Annotated in this window: 20 protein-coding genes; 18 read left to right on the forward strand and 2 right to left on the reverse strand. The window is 37.5% G+C overall.

Features of this window, described 5'->3' with window-relative positions; translation table 11 throughout:
* Positions 1 to 233 precede the first annotated feature (233 nt).
* The gene (locus ACHZEU_RS22695; RefSeq protein ID WP_004231073.1) at positions 234 to 620 is read right to left on the reverse strand and encodes a rhodanese-like domain-containing protein; all 387 of its coding nucleotides are present in this window, start codon (positions 618 to 620) and stop codon (positions 234 to 236) included.
* Positions 621 to 883: 263 nt separating this feature from the next.
* On the opposite strand from ACHZEU_RS22695, the gene ACHZEU_RS22700 reads away from it, so the two are divergent.
* The 9 genes from ACHZEU_RS22700 to ACHZEU_RS22740 all read left to right on the forward strand — a co-directional run bounded on the left by ACHZEU_RS22700 (position 884) and on the right by ACHZEU_RS22740 (position 10,664).
* Positions 884 to 1,663, forward strand: a complete 780-nt coding sequence (locus ACHZEU_RS22700) for a biotin/lipoate A/B protein ligase family protein (protein ID WP_279496366.1) — start codon at positions 884 to 886, stop codon at positions 1,661 to 1,663.
* 200 nt (positions 1,664 to 1,863) lie between these two features.
* Entirely contained in the window at positions 1,864 to 4,434 is a 2,571-nt protein-coding gene (locus ACHZEU_RS22705; RefSeq protein ID WP_259950873.1) for a vitamin B12-dependent ribonucleotide reductase, read from the forward strand.
* Between the two features lie 144 nt (positions 4,435 to 4,578).
* The gene (locus tag ACHZEU_RS22710; protein WP_279495501.1) at positions 4,579 to 5,364 is read left to right on the forward strand and encodes a Nif3-like dinuclear metal center hexameric protein; all 786 of its coding nucleotides are present in this window, start codon (positions 4,579 to 4,581) and stop codon (positions 5,362 to 5,364) included.
* Positions 5,361 to 5,837 carry a hypothetical protein gene (locus ACHZEU_RS22715; protein WP_279495498.1) on the forward strand — a complete coding sequence of 159 codons (477 nt, stop codon included), beginning with the start codon at positions 5,361 to 5,363 and terminating at the stop codon, positions 5,835 to 5,837. Before ACHZEU_RS22710 ends, ACHZEU_RS22715 begins: the two co-directional genes overlap by 4 nt.
* 1,111 nt (positions 5,838 to 6,948) lie before the next feature.
* The gene (locus ACHZEU_RS22720; RefSeq protein ID WP_048392280.1) at positions 6,949 to 7,875 is read left to right on the forward strand and encodes an alpha/beta hydrolase fold domain-containing protein; all 927 of its coding nucleotides are present in this window, start codon (positions 6,949 to 6,951) and stop codon (positions 7,873 to 7,875) included.
* Positions 7,876 to 8,257: 382 nt separating this feature from the next.
* Positions 8,258 to 8,740, forward strand: a complete 483-nt coding sequence (locus ACHZEU_RS22725) for a LytTR family DNA-binding domain-containing protein (RefSeq protein ID WP_254659972.1) — start codon at positions 8,258 to 8,260, stop codon at positions 8,738 to 8,740.
* Positions 8,741 to 8,750: 10 nt separating this feature from the next.
* A complete protein-coding gene (locus ACHZEU_RS22730) occupies positions 8,751 to 9,218 on the forward strand; it encodes a DUF3021 domain-containing protein (protein WP_048392282.1) in 468 nt (155 codons plus the stop codon).
* On the forward strand, positions 9,211 to 9,933 hold the full coding sequence (locus tag ACHZEU_RS22735; protein WP_066036343.1) for an ABC transporter ATP-binding protein: 723 nt from the start codon (positions 9,211 to 9,213) through the stop codon (positions 9,931 to 9,933). Before ACHZEU_RS22730 ends, ACHZEU_RS22735 begins: the two co-directional genes overlap by 8 nt.
* On the forward strand, positions 9,930 to 10,664 hold the full coding sequence (locus tag ACHZEU_RS22740; RefSeq protein WP_279495495.1) for an ABC transporter permease: 735 nt from the start codon (positions 9,930 to 9,932) through the stop codon (positions 10,662 to 10,664). Before ACHZEU_RS22735 ends, ACHZEU_RS22740 begins: the two co-directional genes overlap by 4 nt.
* A 36-nt stretch (positions 10,665 to 10,700) precedes the next feature.
* On the opposite strand, the gene ACHZEU_RS22745 is transcribed toward ACHZEU_RS22740, so the two are convergent.
* Positions 10,701 to 11,672 carry a DUF1385 domain-containing protein gene (locus ACHZEU_RS22745; RefSeq protein ID WP_404803794.1) on the reverse strand — a complete coding sequence of 324 codons (972 nt, stop codon included), beginning with the start codon at positions 11,670 to 11,672 and terminating at the stop codon, positions 10,701 to 10,703.
* A gap of 112 nt (positions 11,673 to 11,784) precedes the next feature.
* On the opposite strand from ACHZEU_RS22745, the gene ACHZEU_RS22750 reads away from it, so the two are divergent.
* The 9 genes from ACHZEU_RS22750 (at position 11,785) to ACHZEU_RS22790 (ending at position 17,360) form a co-directional block, all read left to right on the forward strand.
* Entirely contained in the window at positions 11,785 to 12,210 is a 426-nt protein-coding gene (locus tag ACHZEU_RS22750) for a hypothetical protein (protein ID WP_048392286.1), read from the forward strand.
* Positions 12,211 to 12,332: 122 nt separating this feature from the next.
* Complete coding sequence (aroQ, locus tag ACHZEU_RS22755) at positions 12,333 to 12,767, forward strand: type II 3-dehydroquinate dehydratase (RefSeq protein ID WP_404803795.1); 435 nt, start codon at positions 12,333 to 12,335, stop codon at positions 12,765 to 12,767.
* A gap of 2 nt (positions 12,768 to 12,769) precedes the next feature.
* Positions 12,770 to 13,831 (forward strand): M24 family metallopeptidase, encoded by a 1,062-nt coding sequence (locus tag ACHZEU_RS22760; RefSeq protein WP_404803796.1) that lies wholly within the window; start codon positions 12,770 to 12,772, stop codon positions 13,829 to 13,831.
* 17 nt (positions 13,832 to 13,848) lie between these two features.
* Positions 13,849 to 14,406 (forward strand): elongation factor P, encoded by a 558-nt coding sequence (efp, locus tag ACHZEU_RS22765; protein ID WP_404803797.1) that lies wholly within the window; start codon positions 13,849 to 13,851, stop codon positions 14,404 to 14,406.
* A 194-nt stretch (positions 14,407 to 14,600) separates the two neighbouring features.
* Positions 14,601 to 15,608: a nitronate monooxygenase family protein gene (locus ACHZEU_RS22770; RefSeq protein ID WP_048392287.1), complete on the forward strand. Its 1,008-nt coding sequence runs from the start codon at positions 14,601 to 14,603 to the stop codon at positions 15,606 to 15,608.
* Between the two features lie 90 nt (positions 15,609 to 15,698).
* Complete coding sequence (locus ACHZEU_RS22775; protein ID WP_012295089.1) at positions 15,699 to 15,908, forward strand: hypothetical protein; 210 nt, start codon at positions 15,699 to 15,701, stop codon at positions 15,906 to 15,908.
* 5 nt (positions 15,909 to 15,913) lie between these two features.
* Positions 15,914 to 16,291 carry a hypothetical protein gene (locus tag ACHZEU_RS22780; protein WP_016994741.1) on the forward strand — a complete coding sequence of 126 codons (378 nt, stop codon included), beginning with the start codon at positions 15,914 to 15,916 and terminating at the stop codon, positions 16,289 to 16,291.
* Between the two features lie 12 nt (positions 16,292 to 16,303).
* The gene (locus tag ACHZEU_RS22785; RefSeq protein WP_004231121.1) at positions 16,304 to 17,215 is read left to right on the forward strand and encodes a stage III sporulation protein AE; all 912 of its coding nucleotides are present in this window, start codon (positions 16,304 to 16,306) and stop codon (positions 17,213 to 17,215) included.
* 1 nt (position 17,216) lies between these two features.
* Positions 17,217 to 17,360, forward strand: coding sequence for a hypothetical protein (locus ACHZEU_RS22790; RefSeq protein WP_004231124.1), 144 nt, complete (start codon positions 17,217 to 17,219; stop codon positions 17,358 to 17,360).
* The last annotated feature ends 26 nt before the right edge of the window (positions 17,361 to 17,386 follow it).

The raw sequence follows: 17,386 nt of genomic DNA on the forward strand, positions 1-17,386 counted from the left end.
GACACCAAAGCGCTCATTTTTATGARGACCCGACTAAGTAGCGARCTCGTTCAAAGTAGATTTTGTATCAAATAAGGGGACTATAATGCGTTTTGTTGCTTTACTTTTTTATTTTGATGACATGAAGCTTGTACAGCATCATTTGAAATAGATATAATATAGTAGAAACTCTGAATTTTTTAAAAAAGAAGTCGTCTCATAGTACTTTGAGACGACTTTTTTTGATGAGAGCATTAATATTTTTTTGCTTTTATTTTACCTGTCCAAGTTTTGAAACCACCTTGAAGTTGGTAAATTTGGTTGTACCCACGTTTTTTAAGAAATAGTGCAGCACGTGAGCTACGGCCTGTATTTTGACAGTATAGATATACTGGTAAATCTGGGCGGATTTCTTTATAACGTTGACGTAGTGTTGTCGAAGGCACATTTCGTGCACCAAGAATGTGACCAGCATCAAATTCTTTTTGCTCACGAACATCGATCAGCTGGGCTTTACGATAGCCTTCTATGAATTGCTCTTGTGTTAGGTTGGTTACGGCTTTTTTGAGTCGTAGTGCATTAATTCCGATATATGCAATTGTGACTACTAAAACGACACCGATTGTGATAAGTATGTCCAAGATTTTCTTACCCCTTTCTATCTTCTCTATTATTATAAAAGATGCGCTAGCGATAGTCCAATGAGTTTGATAAAATTAACTAGGTTGTAGCGAAATCGCTTTTTTCGTTACACAAGCAATCGTTCGCAATTTGAACTGTAGTATAATATTCGTTAAAGTTGACCCACAGGTGGGGCCTGATGGATCATTTTATATTTGTAGGAGATGAGCATATGACAACTTGGTATTTTTTAAATTCAGGGAAATGTAGTCCTTCTTTTAATATGGCACTAGATGAAGCCTTACTTGATTGGCATAGTGAGGGGTTAATTCCACCAGTAATTCGTTTCTACGAGTGGGAGCCTGCGACATTATCCATTGGTTATTTTCAACAAGCTAAGAGAGATATTAATTTAGATGCTGTGCGTGAACAAGGCTTAGGTTTTGTACGTCGACCAACTGGTGGACGAGCTGTCCTACATGAACATGAGCTAACTTATAGTGTCATTGTGACGGAAAGCTATCCGAATATGCCAGAATCTGTGACAGAGGCATATCGTGTGTTAAGTGAGGGAATCTTGCAAGGTTTCCATAACCTAGGTATGGATGCCTATTTTAGTGTACCTGATACAGAGGAGAAAAGAGCGGACCTGAAGAGTCCAAAAAGTGCTGTTTGCTTTGATGCACCAAGTTGGTATGAACTTGTCGTAGAAGGGAAAAAAATAGCTGGAAGTGCTCAAACACGTCAAAAGGGTGTCATTTTACAGCATGGCGCCATTTTATTAGATTTGGATCAAGAGAAATTATTATCCGTATTTAATTTCTCCAGTGAAGAAGCGAAGAATCGTATGCGTAAAAAGCTACCAGAAAAGGCTGTTGCCATCAACAGTCTTGTAAAAGAGCCAGTGACAGTTGAACAATGTGTGACAGCTTTTAGAGATGGCTTTGCAAAATCGTTGCAAATTGAATTAAAACCATTTACACTTTCTGAGGAGCAATTAGAATATGTGCAAGCTTTAGAAGAAAAAAAATATGCTTCAGATGAGTGGAACTTTAAAAAGTAAAAAATGGTATGAAAAAAATATTTTTTAACGTTCAATCCTAGTCATAACAAGTAGTTCTGAATCTATTAAAAAAAGCAAGAGTTGAATTAAAAAACTATATATAGTATCTTTTTTAAAGACATATACACAATATGTAGTGTTTAACGACACAAGATATTGTGTATTTATTTTGTAATGAAGAGAACAAGGGAGGCTAAACGATGGTACTCACAAATCATCAACCCGAAGTAAACAATCAATTTGAACAGTTAAACAAAGATATTGAACAATTCCCGCAGGTACACCCCGTAACATCTGATATGCATATTACACACAAAGGTGTATCAAGACTTGTCATGATCGATCGCTATTCGTTTAAAGACACAGAAAAGAAAACATTGAAAGCCGGCGACTTTGTTGTATTAACGGTAAAAGCTGATCCGAAATTTCCTGCACGTGGTTTAGGGACAATTCAAAAATTGGACATGTCTACAAAAACAGCAGAGATTTTGATTGAAGAGGATTATCGTAGCGCATTAGACGATCCGCAAGAGCAAGAAACGGGTGTGATTACGCGTTCAATTGACGTGTTAGAAAAGCCTCTTGAGATATTTTATGAACAAATTGCAAAACGAAACGCAACAGGCCTTGCTGCTGTTGAAAAAACACCAGAAAAACGTCAAGAGTGGTTTGAAAAATTTTATGAGCAATTAGTATCCTTGAAATTCATTCCAGCTGGACGAGTGATTTATGGAGCTGGTTCTGAAACAGATGTAACTTTCTTTAACTGTTACGTGATGCCATTTGTCGCTGACTCTCGTGAAGGGATTAGTGATCACCGTAAGCAAGTTATGGAGATTATGAGCCGTGGTGGCGGTGTAGGAACAAATGGTTCAACATTACGTCCACGCAACACATTAGCTCGTGGTGTAAACGGTAAATCATCTGGTTCTGTTTCCTGGTTAGATGATATTGCTAAATTGACACATCTTGTGGAGCAAGGTGGATCACGTCGTGGCGCACAAATGATTATGCTAGCAGATTGGCATCCAGATATTGTGGAGTTTATTATTTCCAAAATGCAAAATCCACGTATTCTGCGTTACCTGATCGAAAATACAACGGATGAAACAATCATCCGTCTAGCCAAAGAAAAATTAAACTTCAAGCCACTTTCTATGCAAGAAGAAGCGATGTATCAAGGCATCGTGAATTATAAAAACATTGAAGGCTTAGGTGGATTTGATACAGCTATCATTCGTGAGGCTGAAAATAAATTACGTGATGGTGGCACGTACACTGTTCATAACCCAGAGTTTTTAACAGGTGCCAACATTTCTGTGACATTAACAAAAGAATTTATGGAAGCAGTTGAAAAAGATGCTGACTTCGAGCTTCGTTTCCCAGCCGTTGAAGAATATACAAAGGAAGAAATGAGCGTTTACAACACGAAATGGCATGAAGTTGGTGATGTTCGTGAATGGGAGAAAATGGGCTATAAAGTCCGCACATACCGTACAATTAAAGCAAAAGAGTTATGGAATTTAATTAATGTATGTGCAACATACTCGGCAGAGCCAGGTATTTTCTTCATTGACAACGCCAATGACATGACAAATGCAAAGGCATACGGTCAAAGTGTTGTAGCGACGAACCCATGTGGCGAGCAACCACTTGCACCATATTCTGTGTGTAACTTAGCTGCTGTGAATTTAGCACAGTTTGCGAATAAAGAAAATCAATCAGTTGATTACGAAGCACTACGTGAAACAGTTCGTGTTGGTGTTCGTATGCAGGATAATGTGATTGATGCGACACCTTACTTCTTAGAAGAAAACCGTGTACAAGCTCTTGGTGAACGTCGTGTTGGATTAGGCGTTATGGGCTTAGCCGATTTGCTGATTTACTGTGAAAAAGAATACGGTTCAGAAGCAGGTAATGCGTTAGTCGATGAAATCTTTAAAACAATCGCTGAAACTGCGTATGAGGCGTCTACAGAGCTTGCGAAAGAGCGTGGTAGCTTCCCATTCTTAGTAGGTGCTACAGACGAAGAAACAGCTCGTTTACGTAAAGCCTTTACAGAGACAGGCTTTATGCAAAAAATGCCTGCTCATATCAAAGAGCAAATCTTAGCGACTGGAATCCGTAACTCACATTTATTAACGGTTGCACCAACAGGGTCAACAGGAACAATGGTAGGGGTAGCAACAGGTCTTGAGCCATACTTCTCCTTCACGTACTATCGTTCTGGTCGTCTAGGTAAATTCATTGAAGTAAAAGCTGAAATTGTCCAAGAATATCTGAACCATCATCCAGAAGTAAATGAGCAAGAGCTTCCAGAATGGTTCGTTACAGCAATGGAGCTAAAACCAGAAGCGCATGCGGATGTGCAATGTATTATTCAAAAATGGATCGATTCATCTATTTCTAAAACTGTAAACGCACCAAAAGGCTATACAGTACAGCAAGTTGAAAAAGTGTACGAGCGACTATATAAAGGTGGCGCTAAGGGTGGTACGGTTTATGTTGACGGTAGCCGTGATTCACAAGTACTTACACTAAAAGCAGAAGAAAATGATATGGATCAACTTTCATTTGAAGAGGAATTGGTTGAAGAACATACAAAACGTCCAGTCGTATTAGTAGATACGATACAAGCGTTAGAGTCAACAACTGTTATTGGCTCAGACGTTGGGAATACATGCCCAGTATGCCGTAAAGGCACAGTCGAAGAAATGGGCGGCTGTAATACATGTACAAACTGTGGCGCACAGTTGAAATGCGGTCTATAAATTAAATTTAATAACAGTTGTAACTTTTTACCCCTTTAGATAAGATAATATAAAGGGGTATTTTTTGTATAAATGGAAATAAATACCTATTAATTTGGGTACGAAGTGTTAAATCGAGAATAGATGTTTAGGGGGGATGGAAGTATGGATGTTTCACAAATAGTTGAAAGAATTGATGAACTTTTTAATGTAACAAATAAGGAAATCTATGCTAATGAGTCTGGGGTTACATACCATGCAGATAAAGAAGTGAAGAAAATAGGATACTGTGTTAACCTAACGCTTGAAACGATAGAGGAAGCAAGAATTCATGGAGTGGACATGATGATAACACACCATGATGCATGGGATGAAATCTATGGATTAAAAGAGGCATGCACTGAAAAACTAGCAGCGTATGGTATAAGCCATTACTATAATCACTTACCACTTGATGACTGTAACTTTGGCACAAATGATAGCTTAATAAAAAAATTGAATTTAGAGATTATTAAAAGAACCCATGAATGGGAAGGACTATTCTTCGGTAGAATTGCTCAATATGAGAAAGAAATTGAATTTAAAGATTTCGTAACAAAACTTGAATTTTTACTTGAAGAACCCGTTAGATTTTGGCAGTTCAATGACAAAATGGTGAATCGAGTAGGCTTAGTCTGTGGAAATGGAGGCACAACAGCTTGCCTGAAGGAAGCGGTTGAAAATAAATGTGATGTATACATTACAGGAGAATGTAATTTATATACAATTCAATATGCTCAATTTATAGGAATAAATCTTATCATTGGAAGCCATACCTTCACAGAATTCTTTGGCATTCAAAGTTTAGCATTAAAATTGAATGACAATAAAAAAGAACTTGAAGTAGTGAGACTAAATGAAGAACATTATGAAGCGAATATTAGAATAAAGCTTAAGGAGACAAGCATATGACGTTATATTCTGTCCTAGTGGCGAACAGTGCTTTACAAACAGTTGATTGTACAGGAATTGCTGAAATAACAGTAAGAGAATTAAAAAAATTATATCCAATTACAGAGAGTACACCAACACAGTCGTGGCATTTGATGGATGATGATGCACGAGTTTTACATGCAGCAGATGAATCAGCTTTTGAAAATTTGAATATATTCGAATGGAATAATCCACCTTACGACTTAGGGCTTTATAATGAAAAATCCTTTGTATACGGCATCGAGGGAAATTGGGGTCCTCAATTTTTAGAAGATTTTTTAAGTTATTTGAAGGAACATATACAAACTGAGCAAGGTGCTGAATTAATTAGGTTCTGGGCAGGGGATTATGATAAAAAACTAAAAAGCCGTCGTATTACGATGGAAGACCTTGAATTGCATCACCTTGAAAGCTTAAAGAACGAGGAATACATACGTGTCACTTTTGTATAGCTACCTCTGAATGATGGAACTCCACATAATAAAAAGCAAAAACATAAAGCAATAGATGAAAAGGCAAATCAAGCCCTATTTCCAAATTTAGAAGATGAGGTAGAAATTTTATCAAAAGAAGTAGATGAATTATTTCAGGATAATTAATCTTCACTATCTACATGTTAGCAAGACAAAATTGATTAACCTCATTCACAGAGTGGAAGAGGTTAGAAAATGGGATAGGTATAGTTACTCGCCATTATCAAATCCACCTCCAATAATATAGCGGTAGTTTGGAGGGGATAGATACCCAATCGAAAGCTGTCATTTTGTTTCAAAACGGCAGCTTTCTTAGTGTTGAAAAATAAAACAGTCAATTGAAAGGTAGAAATGGATTTCCGTTGCAAGCTACTTGCTTTCCTGTGGGCGACCGCCAAGCCGCTTCCTCCGCTACCGCTCCGTTTAGTGGCTCGCCTGTCTCTCTATCCCACGGGAGTCAAGTAGCCTTCCACTCCAACCCACCAAAGTGTTACCTTTTTAGAGAAAGTTTTTTAGTAAATTGAAGGTGTTCACTACTCTTTATGAAGTGGTGTTGTTAAGCATCACATCTCCACATTGAAAATAACCCTCTAAGAATATAGATAATGGGCGATTTGATCGCTCCACTACTATGAAAAAAGTAAAGACATTTTGCAGAATAGTTGATTGGAGTGGAGCCAGCGTCACAGATGAGACCCTAGAGCGAACGTAAGTGAGTGAAGCGGCTCATCGGACGCCCCCTGGAAAGGACACTGGCGGAACGGAAATCAACCTCTCACCTTGCAAAGTTACTTTTTCTGCTGTTGACATCATCTTTTTTCAACAACAAAGCTGTCATTTTGTTTCAAAATGGCAGCTTTTTATATACAGCACAATCAATGCTCTTTACATTTAGGGATTACATCAGGAAGGTTTTTTTATTTGATGATAGATTTTAGAAGGAGTATTCTTCAAAATATGGAATTAAAATAAAGTTCGCTAAAAAGATGCATTTTACCATCGTCGAGACTCAGTTTTAGTGGTTTGGCACATCACTTTATTAATCATTACATGTTTGGAAACAGAATGAACAATAAAAGGAGAGAAAAACATGAGTATAGAAATTTTTAATGGAGAACGATCTGTAGAGAGTGTGCAATTTGAAAAATTATTGTTTTCACAAAGTAATAAAAAGAGCTTTTCTAGTATTGAAAATGCTCAACAATTTATTAAGCAAAGAGGAACAGAAAATATTCACCCCTATGTGATTGGGGAGGATGTCAATCTTTTAAGCGCTTTGAAGGAGCAAACATTCGAGGATATGCAGGTTTTTATTTTAAATGACCAAAAGTCTTCATCACAAATGGTGATTCTTTATATTCATGGTGGAGCTTGGACGAATCAACCTTTAAATTTACACTGGTTGTTCATGGATAAAATGGCACAAGCCTTAAATGCAAAAGTTATTGCGCCTATCTATCCAAAAGTCCCTCATTTTAGCTATCAAGATACTTACCCAAAGATGCTCAGCTTATATAAAGAGATTCTAGTATCTATTGAAAGCTCCAATCAATTAACCATTATAGGAGACTCAGCAGGTGGAAATATAGCACTTGGTCTAATTCAACTGTTGAAGCGAGACGGTCTGCCTCAACCACAAGATATTATGTTATTGTCGGCATGTGTTGATATGAGTTTAGAAAATCCACTTATTCAGGAATATGAAGAAAACGATCCCATGTTAGCTAGTGAAGGAATGGAAGTCATAACAAAAATATGGGCAGCTGATAAAGCTCTAAAGGATCCAATAATTAGTCCAATTTATGGCGATTTTCAAGGAGTTGGCAAGATAACTCATTTTATTGGGTCCCACGAAAGCTTATATCCAGATGCAATACAGTTTGATGAAAAGCTAACAGAACAAGGCGTTGCAATCAATACCTTTGTTTATCCTAAGATGAATCATGTGTTTGTTGTGATGCCAATCCCTGAGGCAGTGGATGCGCAACAGAAGATTATCAATATCCTAAGTAAATAATTCACAGAAAAACGTGTTTTGAGCCATTCAAAATACGTTTTTTTTCTATGTACATTTTTAGCAAGGTTTATTTATCTGTAGATGTTTGAAAAATAAAATTTGTGAATTGCAGAAATCGCAGAAGGATTTGTCAAAATTAGTTGGTGTTTCAAAACAATCAATCATTAGAGCTTACCCCCAATATTTTAAAAGCTCCTGAATATGATGGGTGTTTTTACAGCCCTACTAGTAAGTAAAAAAAGATTCTAAGTAAGCTAAGTTGTACGTTTAACCCCTTTGGATAGGCCTATCTAAAGGGTGTTTTTATTGTTCGCCAGAATCTTTGAGATTACCACTTATTCCTTGATAACGACCAGTTGTCGATAATCCATTTACAACATGTATGGAAAAATTTATAGTGAGGCGTAGAAAGGACAGTGATCATATGAAGGTGGAAATATCGATTGACCCTACATATAAAGAACCCAAAGTAATCATTCTCACAGATAAAATGACTGATGACATTGAGCATCTTATGCAAATTATTACTACGACAGCAGAAAGCACTTTATTAGCTTTCTCCCATAAAGGTGTTGAATTGATCGATAGTAAGGAGATCGTGCGTATTTATACAGAGCAAAAAAAGGTCTGTGTCCAAAGCATTCACGGTGTTTATACGGTACGTTTGCGTCTTTATGAGCTGGAGGAAAAGCTCAATCCTCAAATGTTTCTCCGTATTTCAAATGCTGAAATAGTCAATCGCTACATGATCAAGCATATGGACATTAGTAGAACAGGTACAATCGGAGTTGAATTGAAGAATGGCACGAAAACATACGCTTCTAGGCGTTATGTAAGCAAAATTAAGAAGCAATTAGGAATCTGAGGTGATAAATATGCGAAAAGACATTTTAACACGTATTATTGGTGGATTTTTGATCGGTATAGTAATGGGACAAATTGTGCAATTCTTTGTATCAATGGGCATAGGGCAAGGAAAATATGTTTGGGTGGTGCCAGAATTTCGTGCTTACTTTACAGATGAAATAAGTGCAATAATTACTCAAATTCTATTAACGGGTGTTATTGGCATTACCTTTGCTCTTGCTGCACTTATTTTTGAAATGGCTAGCTGGGGAATGTTGAAGCAATATTTCGTCCACTTTTTCATAACGGCAATGATTTGGATACCGATTGTAACGCTACTATGGATGCCAAAAACGATGGCTAATATTTTTTCTCTCGTAGCCAGCTTTCTCGGAACTTATATTGTGACATGGGTTTTACAATATAGATTTTCACAACGTGACATAGAAAAAATTAATGCGATTCTTACCAATCGAGGTGAAGAGCAGGATGATTAACATAAGAGATTTAACAAAGCTTTATAAAGAGCGTGTAGTCGTTAATCAATTAAATTTACAAATCCATCAAGGTGAACTTTTCGCTCTTTTAGGACAAAATGGTGCTGGCAAAACAACCACAATCAAAATGTTGTGCGGGCTCCTTTCACCTACAGAGGGGGATGCCACAATAGATGGAAAAAGCATTGTGCAAAATACACAGGCTGTAAAACAAGTTATTAATATTTCTCCTCAAGAAACGGCCGTTGCGCCTAATTTAACGGTATATGAAAATCTATTATTATTCAGTCAGATTTATGGCTACGAAAAAGAAAAAGCACAACAACAAGTATATGACAAAATGGCCTTATTCGGACTGACACCACATCAGCATGACAAGGCTAAGACACTATCTGGCGGCTACCAGCGTCGTTTAAGTGTAGCAATGGCTTTAATGTCAAACCCAAAGGTATTGTTCCTCGATGAACCGACTTTAGGGATGGACATACGGGCAAGGAATGATGTATGGAACATATTGAAGCACTTAAAAGGACATGTCACGATTATTTTGACCTCCCATTATTTAGAAGAGATAGAGGCTTTAGCTGATCGTGTAGGAATTATGCATCATGGGCAAATATGTGCACTAGGCACGATCCAACAATTGATCAGTGAAACAGGCAAGCATTCTTTAGAAGAGGTATTCTTGGAAAAAACAGAGGAGGCGTTATTGTGAGGGTAGCTGCGTTTGCAACAAGGAATCATAAAGAGATTGTCCGTGATCCAATCACTTTATTATTTGGTATAGGCTTACCAATTCTTTTATTGGGCTTATTTTCTGTTATGCAAAAAAATATGCCATTTGCTTTATATGAAATGAATAACCTAACACCGGGCGTCATTGTATTTAGTTTTTCTTTTCTCACACTGTTTTCAGGAATGTTACTAGGAAAAGATAAAAGTTCATCCTTTTTAATGAGGATTTTTGTTTCTCCTTTGTCTGCCGCTGATTACATTTTAGGGTATATGATACCTTTACTACCAATAGCTCTGCTACAAATTTTTGTTTGTTTAGCTACCGCCATGTTTTTAGGGTTGCCATTTAATAAGTCTATCCTCTTTATGATTCTTGCACTTCTAATAATTTCACCACTCTATATTAGTTGTGGATTATTATTTGGGACATTATTTACAGATAAGCAGGTAGGAGGGATATTTGCCATCTTTGTTAATGTGACAACTTGGTTAAGTGGAACATGGTTCGAATTAGATATGATTGGTGGAACATTTCAAAAGATTGCGCAACTTTTACCTTTCATGCACGCAGTCAATGCAGCTAGGGCTATCTTACATGCAGAGTATGCGAATGTGTTTTATTCACTTATTGTTGTCATTGGTTATACAATAATTATGACAATTCTCGCTATCTTTATGTTTAAGCAGAAAATGCAAGGCAGTACAAAATGAAAAAAAGGCAGCTCCGACGTTGGGCTGCCTTTTTTATTAATCATGATTTAATGTCGCAGCGATTTCAGGTTGCTGCTCTACTTGGCGTAGCATATTAAAGGAAGCAATCGCTACTTCTACTTGATCGTCCTTCGGTTCACGAGTTGTTAGTAATTGGAGCCATAAGCCAGGGTAGCCAAGGAAGCGTAACACTGGAATATTACGGCAGGCATTTGTCGCTTGTAAGACTTCAAATGAGATCCCCAGAACAACAGGAATTAATAGAATACGATCTAAAATACGAAGCCACAGTGGATCTGTAGGCACAAAGAAATATAAAAACATCCCAACGAACACTGTGAATAATATGAAGCTACTGCCGCAACGATAGTGTAGGCGTGATTGAGCTTGAACATTTTTTACGGTAATGTCTAATCCAGCTTCATAGCAATTTATCACCTTGTGCTCTGCACCATGGTACTGAAATACTCGTTTAATGAGGGGTGTTAACGAGATAAAATATAAATAGGCTAGCAGTAACAATAATTTAATACCGCTTTCCAGTAAAATTTGTCCCGTTTTTCCTTCAATCCATTTTGAGAAAAAATCAGCTATAAAAACAGGAATTAATGTAAAGGCAAATTTTCCAAATAGAAAGGAAAGAATACCTACTACAGCAACGCCCAGTATCATTTGAAGTTTAGAGCCTTCTTCTTTATGATCTTCCTCTTCACCAGGTGTCACATCATAGCGATCCCCAGCAAATTGCATGTGACGAGAACCTAAGCCAGCGGATTCAATTAGCGCGACAACGCHTCGTACAAATGGGATTTTTTTAAGCTTTTGTAACAAAGGTTTTTGTACTTTTTTGAAATGATAATAATCAATGGAATCATCGTTACGACGAATGGCTGTAACAGTATGTTCCTTTCCTCCGAACATCACACCCTCTAATTGTGCTTGTCCCCCGTATACAGGTGAATTGCTCAAGGCTAACACCACTCTCTTTATATATTTCAACTGTACCATTGTACTAAATTTAGTGAAAAACCTCTACCGTTACGCATAGTAAATTTTCTATATGGCTACACTAATCGTACATTTTAGGAAATAATTAGTGTGCATAAAGGAGAGGTATAGGGTGAAAGTAGCGACAATTACAGCACTTGTCAATGCGCTTGTTTTAGCGCTGTGCTTAAAAGGTTTACATTATTTCCATCTCATTAAATGGCATCCGATAGGGTTTTATAAAAAATGGAATTGGTTTGAAGAAAGCTCCAAATTATTTCAATGGACCTTTTTTATTTTTCTACTATTTATTATCGGCTTATTTTTATACATGACTATGCGCTATGTATATATCATCCCAGCTGTTTTTTCTTCCCTTTTATTAGGTCTTTTGGTGACCATCTCATTGGAATGGATTGCTTTAGATTTACCATTACAGCTTACGTCTTTTAAAAAACTGTCGATTCCCTTTATGGTGACCGTTATTTGTTTATTACGTTTCTTGCTTGAAACCGCCAATTTCCATCAGAAGGAACATACAGCACAAAAACAAAGTTGAAGGTACAAAATATCCCCTTCGTTTAAGGGGATATTTATGGCACCACTAGTTGAAATTAGTTGCTGAATGCACGGTGTATGATAAAATAAATGGCAAGTACATAGAAAGAGGCGAATAGAAGCGTGAAGTTATTATGTTTGAATGGACCGAACTTAAATCGACTTGGTAAACGAGAGCCACATATTTATGGACATGAAACATTGGATGATGTTCAAGAAAATGTTCAAAATCTTGCGGCTTCTTTAGGTGCTACAGTTGAATTTCGTCAATCCAATCATGAAGGGGTACTAGTAGATTGGGTGCATGAAGCAGAGGACGAAAAATATGATGGTATTATCTTTAATCCTGGTGCATATACCCATACAAGCATCGCATTGCATGATGCGATAGCAGGTATTTCTGTGCCAGGTATCGAAGTACATATTTCCAATATCCACAAACGTGAGGCTTTCCGACATCATTCCTATCTTGCTCCGTCCTGCCTTGGTCAAATTTGTGGACTAGGTACGAAAGGCTATGAACTGGCACTACGTACATTTATCGAGAGGGAGAATTGATTATGTTGAAATTACAAAAGCTACGTAAAGCACTTCAAGAACAAAKCATCGATGGTATTTYAATTACGAATRGGTACAACCGTCGCTATATGACAGGTTTTACAGGGACAGCAGGCGTAGCAATTGTGTCTCAAAATGATGCTGTATTTATTACAGATTTCCGTTATACAGAGCAGGCTGCTGCACAAATTCAGGACTTCCGTATTGTCAAGCATGAAGCCACAATTATTGAAGAAATTGCTACTCAAGTAAATAATATGGGTATCAAATTATTGGGCTTTGAGAAAGATACTGTAAGCTATGGCACTTATGAACTGTATAAATCGAAGATTCAAGCAGATTTAGTGCCGATTTCTGGGCTAATTGAAAAAATTCGCTTGATTAAGACGGAACAAGAGATTAATATTATTAAGGCTGCGTGTGAAATTGCAGATCACGCATTTACACATATTTTAGGCTTCATCAAGCCTGGTAAAACCGAGCTTGAAGTTTCGAATGAATTAGAATTTTTCATGCGTAAACAAGGAGCAACTCAGTCTTCGTTTGACACGATTGTTGCGTCTGGTCTTCGTTCAGCATTACCACACGGCGTTGCAACGAATAAAGTGATTGAAAAAGGCGACTTTGTTACATTAGACTTTGGTGCGCTTTATAATGGCTATATTTCGGATATTACACGTACTGTGGCTGTGGGAGAACCATCTGAAAAATTGGTAGATATGTACAATACAGTCCTTGCTTCTCAACTGTTAGCACTTGAAAAAGTGGGTCCTGGATTAACAGGTATTCAAGCGGACGCGATTGCACGTGACTACTTAAAAGAAAAAGGATATGGCGAAGCATTTGGTCATTCTTTAGGACACGGTATTGGTCTTGAAGTACATGAAGGCCCTGGCTTATCGATGCGTTCTGATACAGTGCTAGAGCCAGGTATGGCCGTGACGATTGAACCAGGTGTTTACTTACCTGGAATCGGTGGTGTCCGTATCGAGGATGATATTTTAATCACAGAAACGGGTAATGAACTACTAACACATTCGTCAAAAGAACTCATTATTTTATAAACTTTGGAGGAACACAAATGATCTCAGTAAACGATTTCCGTACAGGTCTAACAATTATTGTTGATGGCCAATTATACCGCGTGTTAGATTTCCAACACGTAAAACCAGGTAAAGGTGCTGCGTTCGTACGTTCTAAATTGCGTAACCTACGTAACGGCTCAGTGAATGAAAAAACATTCCGCGCTGGTGAAAAAGTTGAAAAGGCACAAATCGATAATCGTAAAATGCAATATTTATATGCACAAGGTGACGAGCATGTATTTATGGACTTGGAATCATATGAGCAAACTGAACTAGCTTCATCTGCTATTGAGTATGAATTAAAATTCCTAAAAGAAAACATGGAAGTGCATATTCAATCTTACCAAGGTGAAATGTTAGGTGTTGAATTACCAAACACTGTTCAATTAGAAGTAACAGAAACAGAACCAGGAATCAAAGGTGATACAGCTTCTGGCGGTACAAAACCTGCTACTCTTGAAACAGGTCTAATCGTACAAGTACCATTCTTCGTTAACCAAGGTGACGTTTTAATCATTAACACGGATGAAGGTTCTTACGTTTCACGTKCATAATGATCAGCCTAMTCTTTTCATTAAAGAGTAGTTTTTTATTTTTTTMTTATACATATACTGTCAAATCGTTCATTTAATGTGATAATAGATAGAAGCACTATTTAATTTTTATTGAGGTACTATCAAGTTTCTATCATCAGATAGATGGTCATTACTGGTAGAATTGTTTACAATCAGAGTAAGGAGTGAAAGGTATGCTACAAACAACATTTGATATGCGATATCCAATTATACAAGCACCAATGGCAGGCGTTACATCACCTAAATTTGTGGCGGCTTGTGCTGAGGCAGGCCTATTAGGTTCAATTGGTGCAGGTTACTTAGATGGTGAACAAACAAAGCAGTTTATTCAAGAAGTGAAGAAATTAACGACAAAGCCCTTTGCGGTCAATTTATTTGTGCAAGAAGAACCCAAAATTGATGTCGAGGTTTTACAACAAGCCAGAATGGCACTGCAACCTTTTTACGATGAATTAGGATTATCCCCTGTACAGAGCGTAACATCAAAGGAAGTTTTTGCAGGACAGGTTCAAGCTGTGATTGAAGAAAAGGTAGCAGTTTGTTCATTTACATTTGGGCTGCCATCTCCAGCTGTTCTTAAACAATTAAAAGATCATGGCGTCTATACGATTGGTACTGCTACCACATTAGAGGAAGCCATACTGGTGGAGCAAGCAGGAATGGATGCGGTTGTATTACAAGGGGGAGAGGCTGGMGGTCATCGAGGCTCTTTTACTGACCCTCTGCAATTAATTCCATTGCATGACTTACTACAACAAGTAGTGGGAAAAGTTGCGATTCCAATTATAGCTGCGGGAGGCCTTGTAACCAAAGAGGATATTCAAAAGGCACTTGAAAGTGGGGCACAGGCAGTTCAAATTGGGACGGCTTTACTAGTGGCAGATGAATGCGAAATTTCGCCACTCTATAAAAATGCTGTATTGGCATCAAAAGAACAACAAACGACGATTACGCTTGCATTTACTGGTAAACCAGCAAGAGGTTTAGCAAATGATTTCACGAAACGTATGGAAGATGCGACAGTAGCACCCTATCCACTACAAAATTATCTAACGACTACCATTCGTAAGGAAAGTGCTGAGCAAGGTAATGCAGAATATTTATCCATGTGGATGGGTGAAAATAGTCACCTCATACAGCAAACGGATACGGTGAAAAACATTGTGAGCAAACTATTATAATTTTTTCTCGTAGAAGATCTCTATACATCTGTATMGAGGTCTTTTTTTTTGAAGAGCGACATATATTGCTGTACACGAGGGGGCGTAGGAATGGAATTACAAGACGTATTAAGAGTTGCTGGAGTGGGACTAGTCGTTGCGCTTCTTCATGTTTTCTTTGATCAAACAGGGAAGAAGGAGTTTTCATTTTTCCTCTTTTTCATTGCTTACTTATATATGACAGCAGAATTACTTCGATTTTTACGTCTATTCTTTAATGAGATTTTAACCTTCTTCCAATGGCTTACCTCATCCGGGTAATGTGAATGGAAATTGTCATCGTCGCTGTTGTCATGCTGCTTTTATTATTGCTGATAAAAGAAGTTATACAGCCACTCCATGCGCTAATCAGTGTGATGTTTTCTTTTTTGCTTTTTGGCATGTTGTTCTCGACGCTTTTATTGCCTTTCGCCAAACAATTGTTAGAAACACTTGCGTTTTTACCTTATGCGAAGGCTATTTTAATCAGTGCAAGTATGTTCTATGTCGGGCAGTGGGTGGCATTGCTTTTGGCAGAACATAATTATAAAGTGCTCGGGAACATCGTTTTTGCTGCGGTGAAAATTGTGATTTTGCTGTATTGGTTTAAAGAATTTCTGGCTGTTCTACAGGAGGTGTCGGCCATTTTAAAAAGGCTAAACTAAGGAGCGAAGCCATTGCAGGAGCAAATATTATCGTTTTTAATCGACCCATTCTTTCTCTTGCTCAAGATGACGCTCATGCTTTGCAGCTACGTCATCATCATTTTGATTGTGAACATGCTATTACCAGAGTTTGAAAAAGGGACAAGGATACTTTTTTTTCTTATCGTTTTAGCAACAATCGGTCCTGTTGTTGTCAACTCCTTTACATTAATTGATGAAATTGCACAAGGACTAGCCCATCTATTTACGGCATTTTATCCGATTCTTACATCAAGCTTTTTATTATCCAGTAGTATTACAGCGATTGCTTCCTGGCAGCCTTTTTTACTGTTTTTTGTACAAGTCCTCACCATTATCAGTAGTAAGTGGCTTATTCCTGGCGTGCTTTTGGCCATTGTCTTTGATGTATGCAGTGTCATCGTAAAGGAAATATCCTTTACTCGAATAGCAGAATTAATTCGCTTTACAATTATGAGCATCGTGTCGGCCTCAGTTATTTGCTATGTCTTACTGATGACCGCAAGCGGTGTAGCAGCATTTAGTGTCAATGCGGCTGTAGCAGAGCCCGTCAAAAAATTAATTGAAGAAAATATTCCAGTTGTTGGTTCTTTTATTGTGGATAGTTTTTCGATGTTTCAGCATATGACTCAATTTACATCTTCTCTTACAAGTATTAGCGCCTTTATCGCCGTCATTACGGTGTCTTTTATCCCAACCGTGCAGCTTGTAGTTAGTGCCTATTCTTTGAAAATGCTCGCTGCTATTTTAGAACCGATTGCCTTTGATGATATTTGTAGACTACTAGATCAAGTTAGCAAATCACTATTTACTTTATGTGCTGTATCATTTTTAATTGCTTTTTCATTTATGTTTTCTTGTTTTTTCCTCATTGTGTTCGTACAAGTCATGGCAGGGGGGAGATAGATTGATTCTTTTATTGGCATTGCTGTTTGTCTGTCAGATTTTTGTGTTTCTAACGGATGATAAGGAAATAATTTCACTGACAAAGTTGGTCATCACGTTAGTATTTTTGCAATTGCTATTAAAGATTCCATTTATCAATTCATAGGAAGAAACAAGCGTACATACACTTGA

This window comes from Lysinibacillus sp. S1 (assembly GCF_044986265.1).
GTDB classification, from domain to species: domain Bacteria; phylum Bacillota; class Bacilli; order Bacillales_A; family Planococcaceae; genus Lysinibacillus; species Lysinibacillus capsici.